We start from the raw sequence: 16846 nt of genomic DNA, 5'->3' as shown, positions 1-16846 counted from the left end.
TTTACGAAGCAATCTGTAATTTTTATCAAAAGATTGCTTCGTTCCTCGCAATGACATTTCTCTACTTAATAACTTCAATCCAACTCCCTTTAGTTCTCACCATATAATCATTATCATACATAGCTTCTACCTGAATTCCCGGTAAATAATAAGTCCCTAAATAGGCTGCATTTAATAAAACTGAAAACGTTTTTGTTTCTGATTTTTTAGATTGATGCTTCAAATCGAAGTAAAAATTAACCCTATCATCTCTAATATCTGTATAACGAGCTTCACTTTTTGTAGTGGATCCAAAATCTGTAAAACGGGTGTTTACAATTTCCCATCCAGACGGGAAAATTTGTGTTAACGCAATATCATTAACCGTTTCGTTTTTAGGATTACTGACCGTAATTTTTGCTACAAAATCCTGACCTTGTTTTAAGTTTTTTATATCAATAGCCTTCCCTTGTATATCTTTATACTGAACAGCAACACTTAAACCTCTAGCTTCTGTAATTTCATCGCCCAAAGGCAATTGACCCAAATTGATAATTCTTGCAAAAACAATATTATTATCATCATTTTTTATGTTGATAGCATTTGTACCGCTTTTTACATCTAAAGTTCGTTGCACCATAGAACTTTGCGTTTTAATAGCCACTGTTTTTCCATTATTGGTATACTTCAAATTCATGGCTTTTCCTCCGTTTTTAACAACCATTTTACCAATTGCCAACAAACTATACGCGGTAGATTGTGTGCTCATCCATCTTTTACTAGACAACTCTTTGGCTATAGATTTTGCCACACTTTTAACGTCTTTATGATCGGTAATTAGCATGGTTTCTAAAGCCATTGCTCGGTTTCTATCTACAGAGCCATAAGAGTAATAATTGTATTTAGAAGATGTAAAATTAATGTTTGCACTACTCATAATTTCTTTACTTGCTTCTTTCTGACCTGCCAAAGCATAAGCTGCAGCCAATCGCCATTTTGCTTCGTTAGAAATTTGTTTAAACTCGCGCATTCTGTTCATTGCAGATAAGTCTGGACTACCAGCCAATGCCAATGTATACAATCTGTAAGCTTGCGCTAAATCTGTGTAATTATGACTATAATTCGGTCTCCAGTTTCTTGCAGCATTTTTCTGATATCTTATAAAATTACTTTTAAAAGTTAATGGTAAAACAAATCCTTTTTTGGCTGCTTCTAACATAAAATGACCTGCATATGTTGTACCCCAGTCATTTACATAATTTTCTCCAAGCCAATAACTCAAGCCTCCATTTGCTTGCTGAAAGTTTCCTAATCGTTTAATTCCGTTTTCTATATTTTCCTGAATTTCACGTTTTTTATCCGACGTTAAGTCGAAAATATCATTCAGAAATAATTGAGGAAAAACACTCGACGTAGTTTGCTCTACACAACCATGTGGATACTGAATTAAATACGCCAATCTACCAGAAAAATTAATTGGCGGAATTGTAGACAACTCTAACGTAGCGGTATTTGAACCTGCTACACCAAATGTACTAAAGTTAATGGTTTGGGTTTGTTTCCCTACTATAGTTGCCTCTACCAATTTAGAGGTAGTTGGGTTTGGATTTACAACATCTAATTCCACTTTATAAGTAGCTTTTTCTCCGTTTCCTGATGCAATAATTTCTACCGTATTTATGCCGTTTGCTTTTAAAACATCCAATTCAAAATACACCATTTTTTCATCTGGTTTCTCAAAATTGATGTTTTGCGTTTTATTGCCAATAACCGAAATTCCGTTAGACGTTTTTACCTGAATCGTTACATTTTTCACTTTTTTATCCATTGCAAAAATGGTAATTGGCAAGGTAACTTTTTCTTTTGGTGATAATTTTCTTGGCAACGTAGCCAATACCATTAAAGGTTTTTTAACAGGCACCGCTTTTTCTGCATTTCCAAAAGCTTCCTTATTTACATCACCAGCAACCACCATTGTTCTTACAGAACCAATATAATTTGGTAAGGTAATTTTATGCGAAGCTGTTTTTCCTTTTCCTAAATAAAACGGACCTAAATACTTTACAACCGGTTTAAATCTATTGGCTTTTCTATTTTTCCCTTTTGCAGCACTTCCATCTCCACCAATGGCAAAAACTTGATCTACGCTGCCCGAATACGCACCAATTACATCATCAAAAATATCCCAAGTTTTTACACCTAAAGCTTCTCTTGCATAAAAAACATCAAATGCATTTGGAGTTTTAAATCGTGTTAAATCTAACAAACCTTCTTCTACAACCGCCAAAGTATAGGTCATGGTTTTGTTGTTTTTTTCTGAAACTTTTACCACAAACTCTTTTTCTGGCTGTAACTCATCTGGCATAGAAATCTGAGGTTCTAATTTGGTGTTTTTATCTTCTACCAAAAGCGGAATTACACCAAACAACCTTAATGGTAAATCGTTTTCTGAAACATGATGTGGTTGCAATAATGAAATGTTTACAAACACATTAGGTGCCATATTTTTATTGATAGGAATTTCTACAGAAGTTGTTCCTTTTTGGGTTGCTACCCATTTAGTTTCTAAAACTTTTGTACCATTTTCTATACTGATTAATGCATGCCCTTTACTTCCTGAAGGAAATGTAATTTTTGCAGTTTCACCAACAGCATACTTTTCTTTATCTGCAGAAAAAACCAACATTTTAGCAGCTTCTTTATCGCCAGAACCAGCATTTTGCCACCAATTCTTATAAAAATACGCAGTTCTACCCGTTGCATGACCACTTTTTTTATCAATAACACGTATTAAAAAACGACCTCTATCTCTTTCTGAAATATTTAAATTAAAACTCCCTTTTCCTTTAGAATCAGTACTAATTTTTATTGTTTTATAAGGTTTATTATAAGAACTAGAAGTATATCTCGATAAATTATCATCTGAAGAACTCCACCACCAACGCCATTGAATTTGATACACTTCTACCTCAATTTCATCTCTTTTAGTTGGCACTCCTTTTTCATCAACAGAAACCACAGAAAAGGTTTGATTTTCATCTGTAAAGAAAGAACCATATCTATTTCCTTTTGGCGATTTTAACCCTACAAAAAACTCAAAAGGCGCATATTTTTTAGTAAAAGCATCTATAGAAAAATCTCCTCCGTTTTCAAAAGCCCTCACCAAAAACTGCACATTTAACATGCCCGGAGCATTTTTACCAATACTTAATTTACTATTTATTTTTGCCATTCCGTTTGCATCTAATTTTCCTTCGAAAACATTTATTTCTTCGGATGAAAAATCTCTTGACGGATCTGTAAAAACATAATCTTTATAGGCTTTAAAGCTATAATTAGCCGAAGAAACCTTAGCTTTAATTTCTGCTTTTAGATTTTTTGCAGGTGTACCATGCAACCATTTTACATCTAAAGTTCCGTTTATAGGTTTGTTGTTAGATAAAACCTCATCATTAAAATCTACTTTAATTTTTAAACGATTTGGTTTAACTGTTTCAATTTTTAAACTCTTGTAAAACTTGGCACCACCTACAGAAACTTCTGCATTGTAGTTTCCTGTTTTTGCTTCTTGTACTGTAGAAAATGTAAACTTGTAAAAATTATTTAAATTCTCTGATGTTACTTTTTTATACACCAATTTACCACTCGGATCTGTTACTTCTAATTTTACAGGATGATTTTTTGGCAACTTATTATCGGCATCATTTAGCATAAAAGTTAAGTGCACATTATCTCCAGGACGCCAAACGCCACGTTCTCCATACAAATATCCTTTTAATCCTTTTTGGGTTTTACTTCCCGCAACATCAAACTTGCTTAAAGACAAAGAATTTCCGTCTAACAATCTAATATAGCCTTTGTTATTTCCTTTAGAAACTACTGCAAAAGAAGCATTTTTAGCGGTTTCTACATTTGCAAATCCTTCTGAATCTGTTTTAGTAGAAAGAATTTCTTGTTGCTGAAAATTATATAATTTTATGGTAGCACCTGTTTCTGGTTTTGTCGTTAAAATATTAGTGATCGCAAAGAAATAAGAGTTGTCTGTCCCTTTTTTTGCAATGATACCTAAATTAGAAGCCAGTAAATTCTGAGTTACTTCTTTATAGCGATAATAAGAATCTGAACAAGGATTGTCTCTTTCTCTCCAATCATAATCACGGTCTTTATAATCGTATAATTTATTATCCCAATATAACTCTTCTCTTGCATTTGCGTCTTCAACAATACTTAAATCATCAAAGTCATTGTCATCAAATTCCTCTAAATTTGTATTGGAAGTTTTATTTTCTGAACACGTATAAAACACCTGATTTTTACTATAACTCAACTCTACCCTGTAAATTGCTCCAGGTTCTGCCTCAAACATTTTAGACAGATCTACACTGTATGCTTTCCATTTTTGTGTATTGTTCTTTTTACTATCAATTAAAGTAATGGTTTGTTTTGCAACTCTTCTACCAACTCTTTTAATTTGATACTCATTATTACTATTGATGTTATTTTCTTGCAAAAACTGCAATACATTATCTTCATATATTTTAATAACTCTAACATCTACTTCTTTTACGTTAATGGCCTCGAAATTGAATTTTAAATCTTTAGAGTTTGGTAAAATTGTTCCGCTACTTATGGCTCTAATTTGTGGTTTTTTTTGCTCGAAAGTAATGGTTTCTTTAAAAAGTTTTTTGAGCTTAAAATCATCTGAATTTCTAATTCCTTCAAAAACGGAAACCAAAATATTTCCTTCAAATTTATTATCAGAAAATACTTTTAACTCATTTCCGTTAACGATAAAACGAGGTTTTTTTTCATTTTGAATAGCAACCAAACCATCAAAATTTTGTTGTTTTTTTAAGCGATCAGAAAAGTTGATAGAAATGTATTGCTCTGTACTATTATTAACTTTTAAGCTTAGTACTTTAAAATTGTTTTTACCCGGAATTAAAATTTTATTTTTTCCTTTTGATGTTGCGTTAATTGCTTTACCATCCCAAGAAATTTCTAATTGAGAATCGTCTACAAAACGTTTGATACTATCAATCTTAAATTCAAATATTTTTCCTTTCTCATACGATTCATTCCAAATTATATTTTTTGAATCGCTGTTTTGAGAAGCATTTAAAAGTTTTTTTGCATTTTCTAGAGAAATTACATCTGCAGATTTTACAACACCTTCTATATATTGATATTCTTTAGAATACGACTGTAAGTTATTCGTTTGAATATTAAAATTAGGTGTAATTGTTTTAAACTGAAACGTGTAATCGTTAAATCCCTGAGGTGTATTTTTATAAATCTCTTTTAACTTTACCGTTACACTATATTCTGTATCTGCATCTAAAACCTCATCCGGAATAAAAATAAAAGCATGCTTATTTACCGTTTTAATTTTTCCGTTTACAAATGGTTTTATAACAATTATTTCTGATGAAATTTCTTTATTTGCTTCCCAACCGGCTACTTCTTTAGCTAGGTTAATTTCAATATTATTAGCCACAGAAACTACTCCTGAGGTAGTATAACTAATATATTCTTTAAATTTAAAGATATTATCGGTTTTCATTTCTTCTTTTTTACAAGAGAAAATTAATAGCAAAATTGAGATTGTTAAAAGTAGATTTTTAAGTTTCATAATAATTGTATTTGTAAACACTTATCAAAAGTAAGGGTTCCTTTTTAACTTAAGGGTAACCATTTAGTATTCGCTACTGTTTATTTAGTATTCGTATAAAATAAAAAAAACCCCAATCTTAAAGACTGGGGTTTTTGAGGTGTCTAGCGGATTCGAACCGCTGTACATGGTTTTGCAAACCATTGCCTAGCCACTCGGCCAAGACACCTTTTTATCTTAAAACTAATTTACAAAAATTTATAAATATGTTTTTAAGGATTGCAAATTTAAGCAAATTTACAAGGATTGCAAGTGTTTTTTTACTTTATCGCTTTTTTGTAAGAATAATTACCACTTCTTCTACATTTCCGCCGATAGGTGGATTGATTTTTGCCACAGAAACTTTGGCTTTTTTTACCATTAAAATTTCTTTAAAAATTCTATCTAATATTCTCTGTGCCACCTCTTCTAACAACTTAGAACGAATTGCCATTTCTTCTTTTACAATACGATTTAAGTGTACATAATCTACCGTATCTGCCAATTCATCTGTTTTAGATGATTTTTTTAAATTGGCTTTAATTTCTACATCTACACTGTATTCAGATCCTATTTTTGCTTCTTCGTCTAAACATCCATGAAAAGCATAGAGTTTTATATTGTTTACTTGTATTATTCCCATTTTGTATTTTAAAAGTACAAATATAGCTTTATTAACCGATTTTTATTGACTTTCTACAACCGTGTTAGTGATTGAAACGGCAGCTTTTTTATAGTTTTTTTTCTAAAACTATAAAAAACTACAGTGTAAAGCACGACCCGCAGGGAAACACCCAAAAAAAAGAACTTAAAAATGAGTTATTTTATGTAATTTTGGGGCTTAATTTTGTACCGAAACAGATGTCTGAAGAGAAAAAATCGCTCAATTTTTTAGAGCATATTATTGAAGAGGATTTAGCAAACGGAATGCCTAAAGAAAATTTACGTTTTCGTTTTCCGCCAGAACCAAATGGGTATTTACATATTGGTCATACCAAAGCAATCGGAATTAGTTTCGGTTTAGGTTTGCAATACAATGCACCCGTAAATTTGCGTTTTGATGATACAAACCCAGCAAAAGAAGAGCAAGAATATGTAGATGCCATTAAGAAAGATATTGCTTGGTTGGGGTATTCTTGGGCAAATGAATGTTACTCATCAGATTATTTTCAGCAATTGTTCGATTGGGCAATTTTGTTAATAAAGGATGGAAAAGCGTATGTAGATTCTCAGTCTTCTGAAGAAATGCGTCTGCAAAAAGGGACGCCAACTCAGGTGGGTACCAATAGTCCTTTTAGAAACAGATCTGTTGCTGAAAACTTGGAATTATTTCAAGGAATGAAAGACGGAAAATTTAAGGAAGGGGAACATACTTTGCGTGCAAAGATTGATATGGAGAGCCCAAATATGTTAATGCGTGATCCTTTAATGTACAGAATTATGTATAAATCTCACCACAGAACGGGTGATGATTGGTGCATTTACCCAATGTATGATTGGACGCATGGTGAGAGTGATTATATTGAGCAAATATCACATTCTTTATGCTCTTTAGAATTTAAACCTCACAGAGAATTATATAACTGGTTTAGAGATCATATTTATAATTTTAGTAAATCTGAATACCCAAATCCGCCAAAACAACGTGAGTTTTCTCGTTTGAATTTGAGTTATACAATTATGAGTAAACGTAAATTGTTAACGTTGGTAGAAAAAGGAATTGTAGCTGGTTGGGACGACCCAAGAATGCCTACAATTTCTGGTTTAAGAAGACGTGGTTACACACCAGAATCTATAAAAAGTTTTATTGAAACTGTTGGGGTTTCTAAGCGTGAAAACGTAATTGATGTAGCACTTTTAGAGTTTAAAATTCGTGAAGATTTAAATAAAACTGCTAAAAGAGTAATGGGTGTTTTAGACCCTGTAAAAGTAGTAATTACGAATTATCCGGAAGGAAAAGAAGAAATCTTAGACGCTAACTATAACGACTATGAAGATGGTTTTGGTAGCAGAGAGGTTCCTTTTTCTAGAGAGATTTATATAGAACGTGAAGATTTTAGAGAGGAAGCTAATAAAAAATTCTTCCGTTTAAAATTAGGAAAAGAGGTTCGTTTAAAAAATGCTTATTTTATTACTGCAACGAGCTGTACTAAAGATGCTGATGGAAATATTACAGAAATACAATGTACTTATGATCCGTTAACAAAATCTGGAATGGACACTGAAGAAAGCAAGCGTAAAGTAAAAGGTACTTTGCATTGGGTTTCTGTAAAACATGCTGTAAAAGCAGAAGTAAGAGCTTATGACAGGTTGTTTTTAGATGAAGCGCCAGATAGCCACAAAGACAAAGATTTTATGGAATTTGTAAACCCAAATTCTTTAGAAATAATTACCGCTTTTGTAGAACCTAGTTTACAAACGGCTAAAATTGGCGAACGTTTTCAGTTTCAACGTATGGGCTATTTTAATGTTGATGATGATGCTACCGAAGATAATTTAATTTTCAACAAAATTGTTGGATTAAGAGATTCTTGGGGAGGGAAATAAGTAAGAAGTGTTCAGTTGCAGTTATCACTGTTGTCTAATTAGTATTCAGTAGCAGTGGGCAGTTATCACTGTTGGGGTAAGACATCTCGATACAATTTTGATGAAAAATCAAAATTACTCGATGTGACAGAAACCGACAAATAAGTGTTAGGTGTTAGCAAATTACGAAATGTCAGTTCTTGCACGGTAGAGAACTCATAAAAATTATAATTATGAAAAAAATAATCGTTTTAAGTTTATTAATTTTAGCTTCTTGTGCTAATAAAAAAGAAACGAAGCAAATTGCAGAAATTTCTTGCGGCCTATGTCAGCTTCATTTAGATGCTGATGAGTGTAGCTTAGCGGTTAGGTTTAATGATAAAGCGTATTTTGTTGATGGTTTTAATATTGATGATTTTGGCGATGCACATGATGAGAAAATTGGCTTCTGTAATGTAATTAGAAAAGCAGAAATTACTGGTGTAGTTAAAGATGGACGATTCGTAGCGAGTTCTATTGAATTGATTGAAGAATAGAACCTAGATTTTAAGCATTAAAAATCAAGACATAAAATAGATTTCTGCTTTCGCAGGAATAGAAACAAAAAAATCCGATGAAATAATTTTCATCGGATTTTTTTTATACTGTAAACGGAAGACTGTAAACTACCCACTAATCTAAGGCGCAGGATTCGGAATTAACTTATGAACAGCTTCTATTTCATTTAAAATTTCTTCTGATAAATCAATGTTTATGCTACCAATATTTTCTTTTAACTGACTCATTTTTGTAGCACCAATAATATTACTCGTTACAAAAGGTAATTGATTAATGTATGCTAAAGACAACTCAGTTAAGCTCATTCCGTTTTTTAACGCAATTGCTTCATAGGCTAAAACTGCTTGTTCGCTTAAATCTGACTGGTACCTTGTAATATAATTAGGAAATAAAATTCCTCTTGCATCCGCAGGTTTTTGTCCTCTTAAATACTTCCCTGTTAAAACTCCTTGTGCTAAAGGAGAATACGCTAATAAACCAATATTTTCTCTCATAGAAACTTCAGACATTCCGTATTCATAACTACGGTGTATTAAAGAATACGAATTCTGAATCGTAGCCATTCTTGGTAAATTTACCTCTTTAGCAGCTTGTAAATATTGTAGGGCACCCCAAGGAGTTTCATTAGACAAACCTATTTGTCTAATTTTACCTTCGCTAATTAAAGTTTGTAGCGTTTCTAGAATCTCTACATGATTTTCTGCCTCTTTATTAGAAGTTTTATAAGGATAATCTCTTGTACCAAAACAGTTAACACCCCTTTCTGGCCAGTGCAACTGATACAAATCTATATAATCTGTTTGCAACCTTTTAAGACTACCTTCTACAGCATCTATAATTGCTTCCTTTGCAAATCCGTTTGCTCTAATATGCGCTGTATAAGGCCCAGAACCAGCAATTTTACTTCCTAAAACAACCTTATCTCTATTTCCTGTTTTTTTAAACCAATTTCCTATAATTGTTTCTGTAGTTCCATAAGTTTCTGGCGTTGCAGGAACTGCATATAACTCTGCAGTGTCAAAAAAGTTTACGCCTTGTTCTAAAGCGTAATCCATTTGTTTAAAACCATCTTCTTGCGTGTTTTGCCTTCCCCAAGTCATGGTTCCTAAACAAATCTTAGAAACTTTAATATCTGTATTTGCTAATTTTGTGTATTTCATAGTAATGTGTAAACGTGTAATTGTTTATTTGTGTAACTGTACAAAAACTGACCGCGAAATTATAATATATTCTTCTATAAAACAATAAGCGTGTAATTTTACAATTACACGCTTATTAATAAATTTATATTTTAAAATGAAACTTAGTCAAGCTCAGTTTTACATCTTAAATGTTAATTAGAATCTGAAATATGATTTAAAAATATAACGGTCTATTAAACAATTACACGATTAAACAAATAAACAGTGAAACGACTATTTTAAAATTGCATCAATTCCTGGTAATGTTTTACCTTCTAACATTTCTAACATAGCACCACCACCAGTAGAAACATAACTTACTTTATCTGCAAAACCAAATTGTTTAACAGCAGCAACAGAATCTCCACCACCAACTAAAGAGAATGCACCATTTTTGGTTGCTTTATCAATAGAATTACCAAGAGCAATTGTTCCTCCTGCAAAAGATTCCATTTCAAAAACACCTAAAGGTCCGTTCCATAAAATTGTTTTACACTTATTTACTACAACATCAAAATTTGCTTGAGATTTTGGTCCTGCATCAACACCTTCCCATCCATCAGGAATTGCATTGATATCGCAAATTTGAGTATTTGCATCATTAGAAAAATCATCAGCAGCAATAACATCTACAGGAATATGTACTTCTACTCCTTTTTCTTTTGCTTGCTTTAAAATATCTAAGGCCAATTCCATTTTATCATCTTCACAAATAGAGTTTCCAATTTTTCCTCCTTGTGCTTTAATAAAAGTAAAACTCATTCCACCACCAATAATTAAGTGGTCTACTTTATCTAAAATATTTTCGATAACCGTAATTTTAGAAGATACTTTTGCACCACCCAAAATTGCTAAAACTGGTCTTTCAGAATTATTTAATACTTTGTCTATACTTTCTATTTCTCTTGCTAATAAGTTTCCAAAACATTTGTTTTCTGGAAAAAATTGAGCAATAATAGTTGTTGAAGCATGAGCTCTGTGTGCAGTACCAAAGGCATCGTTTACATAAATATCACCTAATTTAGATAATTTTTCTGCAAAAGCAACATCTCCTTTTTTCTCTTCTTCGTAAAAACGTAAGTTTTCTAATAATAAGATTTCTCCAGACTGTAAATTTGCAACGGCTTCTTCTACTTTATCACCAATACAATCTGCCACAAATTTTACATTTACACCCAAAATTTCAGTTGCTTTGGCTACAATATGACTTAATGAAAACTCATCTTGAAATCCTTTTGGACGTCCTAAATGAGACATTAACACACAGCTTCCTTCTTGCTCTAAAATATCTATAATTGTAGATTTTGCAGCTTGAATTCTAGTAGCATCCGTTACTTCAAATTTATCATTTAAAGGCACATTAAAATCTACACGAATTAACGCTTTCTTATTCTTGAAATTAAAATCTTTTAGTGTTTTCATCTTTTATTAATCTATTTTCAACAAAAATACCGAATTATTTACTCTTTTTGAACTCTAAAACCCAAAATTTAATACAACGTTTGCGAAGATAAAGACAACGCTTACTTCTATTTTAGAAATTAAAAGATTGCACTCTAAAATTGATGGATTAATGCCAAACAAATTTTATATTTGCCTATGCTTTTTAACCAAATTATCGGCCAAGAACACATTAAAAAACACTTAAAAGTATCTGCGGAAAACGGCAGAATTCCGCACGCGCAATTATTTGTGGGTAAAGAAGGAAGCGGAACCTTGCCTATGGCAATTGCATACGCACAGTTTTTATTGTGTAATTTTTCTGATAATGTAGACGTTTGTAACTTAAAGTGCGACAAGCTACAACATCCAGATTTGCATTTTACATACCCTGTTACCGCTAATGAAAACGTAAAAAAACATCCTGTTAGTAGTTTGTTTTTAGAAGATTGGAGATCTTTTATAGCTACACAACCTTACGGAAGTTTGTTTAATTGGTTGCAACATATTGGCGTAGAAAATAAACAAGGAATTATTGGTGTTGATGAAGCAGAAGAGGTTGTAAAAAAACTGCGCCTTAAAAGTTACGAAGGTGGTTTTAAGGTAATGATTATTTGGATGGCTGAAAAAATGAATATTGCTGCCGCCAATAAACTATTAAAGTTAATTGAAGAACCACCAGAAAAAACGGTTTTTATTTTAATTACCGAAAACGAAGGAGACATTATAAATACTATAAAATCGCGTTGTCAGGCACTACATTTTCCTGCTTTAAGCGAGCAAGATATTTCTAATACCCTAGTGGTAGACCATCAGGTTTCGGATAATGAAGCTGCAAAAATAGCGCATCAGGCAGAAGGTAATTTTAACAAAGCCTTGCAATTACTACAGAATAATTCTAATGATCTTGTTTTTGAAGAATGGTTTATTGCGTGGATTAGAACCGCTTTTAAAGCCAAAGGAAACGCCGCTGTTGTACAGCAATTAATAGAATGGTCGGAAAACATTGCCAAAACCGGACGAGAAACTCAGAAGCGTTTTCTAGAATATTGTTTGCAATTTTTTAGACAAGCTTTATTATTAAATTACAAGTCTAAAAACTTGGTTTTTATGGAAACCAAAACCGGATTTGACCTTTCTAAATTTGCTCCTTTTGTGCATTCTGGTAATATTTTAGACATAGAAAAAGAACTAAATGATGCCATGTATCATATAGAAAGAAACGGAAATCCAAAGATTATTTTATTAGATTTATCTATGAAATTGACTCGTTTTTTACACAAAAAAGAAGCAACGGTTTAGAAGCTATTTCCAGCTTTCGTTACTCGCTTTTTTTACCATAAAAAATGGTAAAAAAGAGCTCAAACAGACCACTCAATCTGGGCTAAACTTGTTTGCTAGCTAATATTTAATTCTGTTTTTAGTTTTTTCAAAAACAAATAATTCAGTTAAAAACAAACTAATTAACAATACATTAATAGTCAACACTTTTCATATTTATATTTTTGACAGTAACTTAAAAGTTAAAAAATGAAAATAGTATTAACTACATTCCTTCTTTTTATTTCAACATTTATTTTTTCTCAAGAAAAATTCAATAATGAAAAAGAAATTAAGAATACTCAGAACTATAATATTCAAGAAATAAGTAAAAAAGTAAATGAAACCATTACAATTTTCGGAACATTACTCACACCAAAATCTAATTACAATAATATACTTGTAATATTATCCGGAACGGGAAAAACATCTCAAAAAGCTCATAATTATTTAACCAACTACTTGCTTAAAAATAATATTGGGGTTTTTAAATTTGACAAAAGAGGAGTTGGTAAATCTACCGGAGAATATAATGACCAACCAAAAATTTATACAAGTGATTTTATAGGAATATACAGCGAATTAAGAAAATTAGAACCTATAAAAAATAAGAAAATTGGCTTTTTAGGTCACAGTTTAGGTGGCATTGTAACTACAATGGCTATCGAACAGAATGTAAAACCCGATTTCTTAATTCAATGGTCTGCTCCAATTGGAAAACCAAGAGAATTATTAGGCTATCAAATTAAAAATGGAATTAAAAACTATAATAAATCAATAATTGGCAAGAACAAAGAGGAGCAGATAAAAAGTTTAAATTACATTCATCATTTGATAGATAAAAACCCAAATAAAACTGCTTTAGAATTATGGAAAATTGCAAAAAAAGAATCAAAAAAAGTAAACATCAATAAAAAATCTTTTTCGAATTACTTAACACCTATAAAAGTTGAGTTTGCAAGAATTAACAATACAAAAACCTATCAAAATATAGATTTTCCAACTTTAGTAATTATTGGAGAAGAAGATATTTTGGTTGACCCAAAACAAAGTAAAGTCGAACTAAATGAAATTGGAAATTCAAATATTATATTTAAAGAAATTAAAAATTTAAACCATTTTATGACTAAAAAAGGAACTAGCCAACTAACAAATGAAATTTATAATGTGGATATATCATTTAAAAAGTATTTGGTAAATTGGATTGCAAGTTTAAAAAGTTAAAAACTAATCACTAATTCCGTTTTCAATTCTTTTTGCAATAAATAAATCTGCAATTGTTGGATTTTCTGAGCAACTTTTTATCTGTATAAACTCGTCACCAGCTTTTACAAAACCTGTTTGTAAAACTTTAAAATAAACACCACAAAAAGTGGTTTTCCAAAACTTTTTTACAATGCTCATATTATTAAAACGGACTCCCAATTTATAACAAGGTTCTCTTTGTACAGTTGCTTCTAGAATGGTATCACCAACTTTAAAAGTATCACCTTGATGAATTTTAGTTTCATCAACATCATCAATGGTTAAGTTTTCTCCAAAAATTCCCATTTCAAAATTCACTTTCGGATACAGCTCTTTCCAATATGTATAGTGTTTAAACGAATACCCATAAACAGATTGCAAAACACCTCCATGATTCTCTCTATCGCAAATAGCGTCTCCTTTTACCTCTTCTACGTCTAAAAAAACCGGATGCTCAACTGCATATTTAAAGATACCTGTAGTAACCAATGTACCTTTGTAGTCTATTTCTTTTCGTTCCCCAATATTTGTTGAAATGATTTTCACACTCTTATTTTTTAAATTTTAACAATGCCTTTTTAGTGAATTCTGATAAAACTAATTCTCCTGAAACAGCAGCTCTTTCTACCAATAAATCCGGCCAATTTTCTGTTCCTTGCCACAATGCTTTCTTCATTTCTAATAAAGCTACAGAATTGTAAGAAGCCAATTTTTCTGATAACAATTCAACTTCTTCATCCAGTTCTTTTTGCGATTCAAAAACCTTTGCATACAAACCTTTTTCTTTAGCCCAATAGGCATTTTTCCAATTGGTTGCATCTAACGTTAATTCTGCGGTACCAGAAACTCCAATTTTACGAGTTACTGCTGGTTCAATTACAAAAGGTCCAATTCCTATTGTAAATTCAGATAGTTTTATTGCTGCATTTTCTGTAGCCAAAACATAATCGCAAGCAGCAGCTAAACCAACTCCACCTCCAACTGTTTTTCCCTGAACACGACCAATAATTAATTTACCACAAGTTCTCATGGCATTTAGTACGTTTGCAAAACCAGAGAAAAATTGTTTTCCTTCTTCTAAATTTGAAATGGCCACTAACTCATCAAAAGAAGCACCCGCACAAAATGCTTTTTCACCTTCAGACTTTAAAACAATAACAGAAACAGCTGCATTATTTCCCACTGAAATCAATTCGTTCGTTAATCTATCTAACAATTCACTCGGAAAAGAATTACTTGCAGGATGCCCAAATTCTATGGTTGCAATGCTATTTTGAATATTGATATATAAACTTCCGTTTTGTCTTGTAGTGCTCATATGATTGTATTTTTAGTAAAGTTAAGGTTTAATTCTTAATGTCATTTCGAAATGAGACTTTTTAGTCGATTGAGAAAAATAAAAGTATAATATTTAATGAGATTGCTTCGTTCCTAGCAATGACAAACATACTGTCATTACGAGGACGATAGGACGAAGTAATCTGTTTATTTAGAGTGTTAATTTAAAAGATTGCTTCCTTCCTCGCAATGACAACGCAAACTAATCATGTTCCGCAAGTGGTAAAAACTTACTTCTAAACTTAATAATTAATGGCAATCCTCTTGCAACCATCCAAAGGGTAAAGGCAATCCAGATGGCAGTTAATTTAAAATCGTAATAATCAAAAATCAATAAAGTGGGAATAAAAACCAAACTGGTAGCTAGAATAAGTAGGTTTCTTAAATATTTCATTTCTCCCATTCCTTTAAACATTCCGTCAAAAATAAAAGTAACTGCGTTTATAGGTTGCATTAATAAAATAATCCAAAAAACATTATAAAACTGTTCTAAAACAGCTATTTCTTTCGTGAAAATTTGTCCGATAAAATCATAAAAAACAAAACCTACTAAAGCAATAATTACGCCCATTATTAAACCATATTTAAAAAGCTTGTTACTTAATTCTAACAATAATTTATAAGATTTTGCCCCTAAAAGTTTACCCGATAAAATGTTGCCTGCACTCGAATATCCATCAATCATAAAAGCACCCAACAACCAAATATTAATACCAATAGTATACGCAGCAATGTATTCTTTTCCGTAATCTGTAGCATAAGAAGTTGCAAAGTACAAAGCTGCATTTAAAGCAATGGTTCTAATAAAAAGGTTACCAATCATCCCCAACAAACGAGGAACTTCTTTATGAAAAGGTAGTTTTAATTTTAATGAAATAGGCGTTTTTTTCATCAACAAAACCAATGCAATAATTGCCATTACAACTTGCGCAATAATACTTGCATAAGCAGCACCTTCTATTTGCATTGCTGGTATGTAACCTTCTACTCCGTAAACCAAAATAATATCTAAAAACACATTTAACAAGGCTCCTATTATGGCAATTATCATTGGATAATAGGTGTTTTGCAAACCTCTAAAAATACCGAAAACAGCAAACACAAAAAGCGAAAATGGAAAACCAAAAATTCTTATTTTAAAATAAGTAATACAATACTCTAAAACAATATCTGATGCATTATAAAATTGAAAAATTTGTTTTGCAAACGGATAAGAAATTGCTAAAACAAATACACTGCCTAATACAACTATAGCAATGGCTTGTGCAGGTAAATCTTTTACTTCATCTAATTTATTGGCACCAACATATTGAGAAATAATTGAAGAAATGGCGCTTCTAATTTGCCCAAAAACCCAAATTAACATCGAAATAAATGCACCTACAATTCCTACGGCCGCTAAACTTTCGGTTGCATTTTCATTAATATTACCAATAATGGCAGTATCTGTAATAGATAATAAAGGCTCTGCAACCCCAGCAATTAAAGCAGGAATTGCTAATTTATTTATGTTTTTAAAACTGATGTTTGTTTTCATATCTAGATTTTGCAAATGTAACTAGATTTGCGTTAAAGATTACAGCCTTTCTAATACACTCCAGATAAATTA

At 31.5% G+C, this 16846-nt stretch carries 11 protein-coding genes and 1 tRNA gene; 4 read left to right on the top strand and 8 right to left on the bottom strand.

The window, feature by feature from the left end; genetic code table 11:
* Nucleotides 1-61: 61 nt before the first annotated feature.
* From WG951_RS12180 to folB, 3 genes are all read right to left on the bottom strand, one after another.
* On the bottom strand, nucleotides 62-5611 hold the full coding sequence (locus WG951_RS12180) for an alpha-2-macroglobulin family protein (RefSeq protein ID WP_105049545.1): 5550 nt from the start codon (nucleotides 5609-5611) through the stop codon (nucleotides 62-64).
* Between the two features lie 137 nt (nucleotides 5612-5748).
* Nucleotides 5749-5819 (bottom strand) — tRNA-Cys (locus WG951_RS12175).
* A 96-nt stretch (nucleotides 5820-5915) separates the two neighbouring features.
* Nucleotides 5916-6272, bottom strand: a complete 357-nt coding sequence (gene folB, locus WG951_RS12170; RefSeq protein ID WP_068449179.1) for a dihydroneopterin aldolase — start codon at nucleotides 6270-6272, stop codon at nucleotides 5916-5918.
* Nucleotides 6273-6490: 218 nt separating this feature from the next.
* On the opposite strand from folB, the gene WG951_RS12165 reads away from it, so the two are divergent.
* Both WG951_RS12165 and WG951_RS12160 read left to right on the top strand, forming a co-directional pair.
* On the top strand, nucleotides 6491-8176 hold the full coding sequence (locus tag WG951_RS12165) for a glutamine--tRNA ligase/YqeY domain fusion protein (RefSeq protein WP_105050592.1): 1686 nt from the start codon (nucleotides 6491-6493) through the stop codon (nucleotides 8174-8176).
* 212 nt (nucleotides 8177-8388) lie between these two features.
* On the top strand, nucleotides 8389-8691 hold the full coding sequence (locus WG951_RS12160; RefSeq protein ID WP_105049546.1) for a DUF6370 family protein: 303 nt from the start codon (nucleotides 8389-8391) through the stop codon (nucleotides 8689-8691).
* A gap of 141 nt (nucleotides 8692-8832) precedes the next feature.
* Here WG951_RS12160 and WG951_RS12155 read toward each other — a convergent pair whose 3' ends face one another.
* Together WG951_RS12155 and WG951_RS12150 are read right to left on the bottom strand one after the other, a co-directional pair.
* Nucleotides 8833-9873 (bottom strand): aldo/keto reductase, encoded by a 1041-nt coding sequence (locus tag WG951_RS12155; RefSeq protein ID WP_105049547.1) that lies wholly within the window; start codon nucleotides 9871-9873, stop codon nucleotides 8833-8835.
* 255 nt (nucleotides 9874-10128) lie between these two features.
* A complete protein-coding gene (locus tag WG951_RS12150; protein ID WP_105049548.1) occupies nucleotides 10129-11316 on the bottom strand; it encodes a phosphoglycerate kinase in 1188 nt (395 codons plus the stop codon).
* 177 nt (nucleotides 11317-11493) lie between these two features.
* Between WG951_RS12150 and WG951_RS12145 the strand changes: the two genes are divergently transcribed.
* Nucleotides 11494-12636 carry an ATP-binding protein gene (locus WG951_RS12145; RefSeq protein ID WP_105049549.1) on the top strand — a complete coding sequence of 381 codons (1143 nt, stop codon included), beginning with the start codon at nucleotides 11494-11496 and terminating at the stop codon, nucleotides 12634-12636.
* Between the two features lie 228 nt (nucleotides 12637-12864).
* On the top strand, nucleotides 12865-13878 hold the full coding sequence (locus tag WG951_RS12140) for an alpha/beta fold hydrolase (protein ID WP_105049550.1): 1014 nt from the start codon (nucleotides 12865-12867) through the stop codon (nucleotides 13876-13878).
* A gap of 3 nt (nucleotides 13879-13881) precedes the next feature.
* Here the strand turns inward: WG951_RS12140 and WG951_RS12135 are convergent, their stop codons facing one another.
* From WG951_RS12135 to WG951_RS12125, 3 genes are all read right to left on the bottom strand, one after another.
* Complete coding sequence (locus WG951_RS12135; RefSeq protein WP_105049551.1) at nucleotides 13882-14445, bottom strand: MOSC domain-containing protein; 564 nt, start codon at nucleotides 14443-14445, stop codon at nucleotides 13882-13884.
* A gap of 4 nt (nucleotides 14446-14449) precedes the next feature.
* Complete coding sequence (locus WG951_RS12130; RefSeq protein WP_105049552.1) at nucleotides 14450-15217, bottom strand: enoyl-CoA hydratase/isomerase family protein; 768 nt, start codon at nucleotides 15215-15217, stop codon at nucleotides 14450-14452.
* A 222-nt stretch (nucleotides 15218-15439) separates the two neighbouring features.
* Nucleotides 15440-16774 (bottom strand): MATE family efflux transporter, encoded by a 1335-nt coding sequence (locus WG951_RS12125; protein ID WP_105049553.1) that lies wholly within the window; start codon nucleotides 16772-16774, stop codon nucleotides 15440-15442.
* Nucleotides 16775-16846: the final 72 nt, after the last annotated feature.

Source organism: Polaribacter butkevichii (genome assembly GCF_038024105.1).
Lineage (GTDB): Bacteria > Bacteroidota > Bacteroidia > Flavobacteriales > Flavobacteriaceae > Polaribacter > Polaribacter butkevichii.
This window is presented reverse-complemented; position numbering and strand designations above follow the sequence as displayed.

Coding starts and splice junctions, on each gene's coding strand:
- WG951_RS12160 (WP_105049546.1), top strand. CDS start 8,389: ATGAAAAAAATAATCGTTTTAAGTTTATTAATTTTAGCTTCTTGTGCT.
- WG951_RS12125 (WP_105049553.1), bottom strand. CDS start 16,774: ATGAAAACAAACATCAGTTTTAAAAACATAAATAAATTAGCAATTCCT.
- folB (WP_068449179.1), bottom strand. CDS start 6,272: ATGGGAATAATACAAGTAAACAATATAAAACTCTATGCTTTTCATGGA.
- WG951_RS12140 (WP_105049550.1), top strand. CDS start 12,865: ATGAAAATAGTATTAACTACATTCCTTCTTTTTATTTCAACATTTATT.
- WG951_RS12130 (WP_105049552.1), bottom strand. CDS start 15,217: ATGAGCACTACAAGACAAAACGGAAGTTTATATATCAATATTCAAAAT.
- WG951_RS12165 (WP_105050592.1), top strand. CDS start 6,491: ATGTCTGAAGAGAAAAAATCGCTCAATTTTTTAGAGCATATTATTGAA.
- WG951_RS12145 (WP_105049549.1), top strand. CDS start 11,494: ATGCTTTTTAACCAAATTATCGGCCAAGAACACATTAAAAAACACTTA.
- WG951_RS12155 (WP_105049547.1), bottom strand. CDS start 9,873: ATGAAATACACAAAATTAGCAAATACAGATATTAAAGTTTCTAAGATT.
- WG951_RS12180 (WP_105049545.1), bottom strand. CDS start 5,611: ATGAAACTTAAAAATCTACTTTTAACAATCTCAATTTTGCTATTAATT.
- WG951_RS12150 (WP_105049548.1), bottom strand. CDS start 11,316: ATGAAAACACTAAAAGATTTTAATTTCAAGAATAAGAAAGCGTTAATT.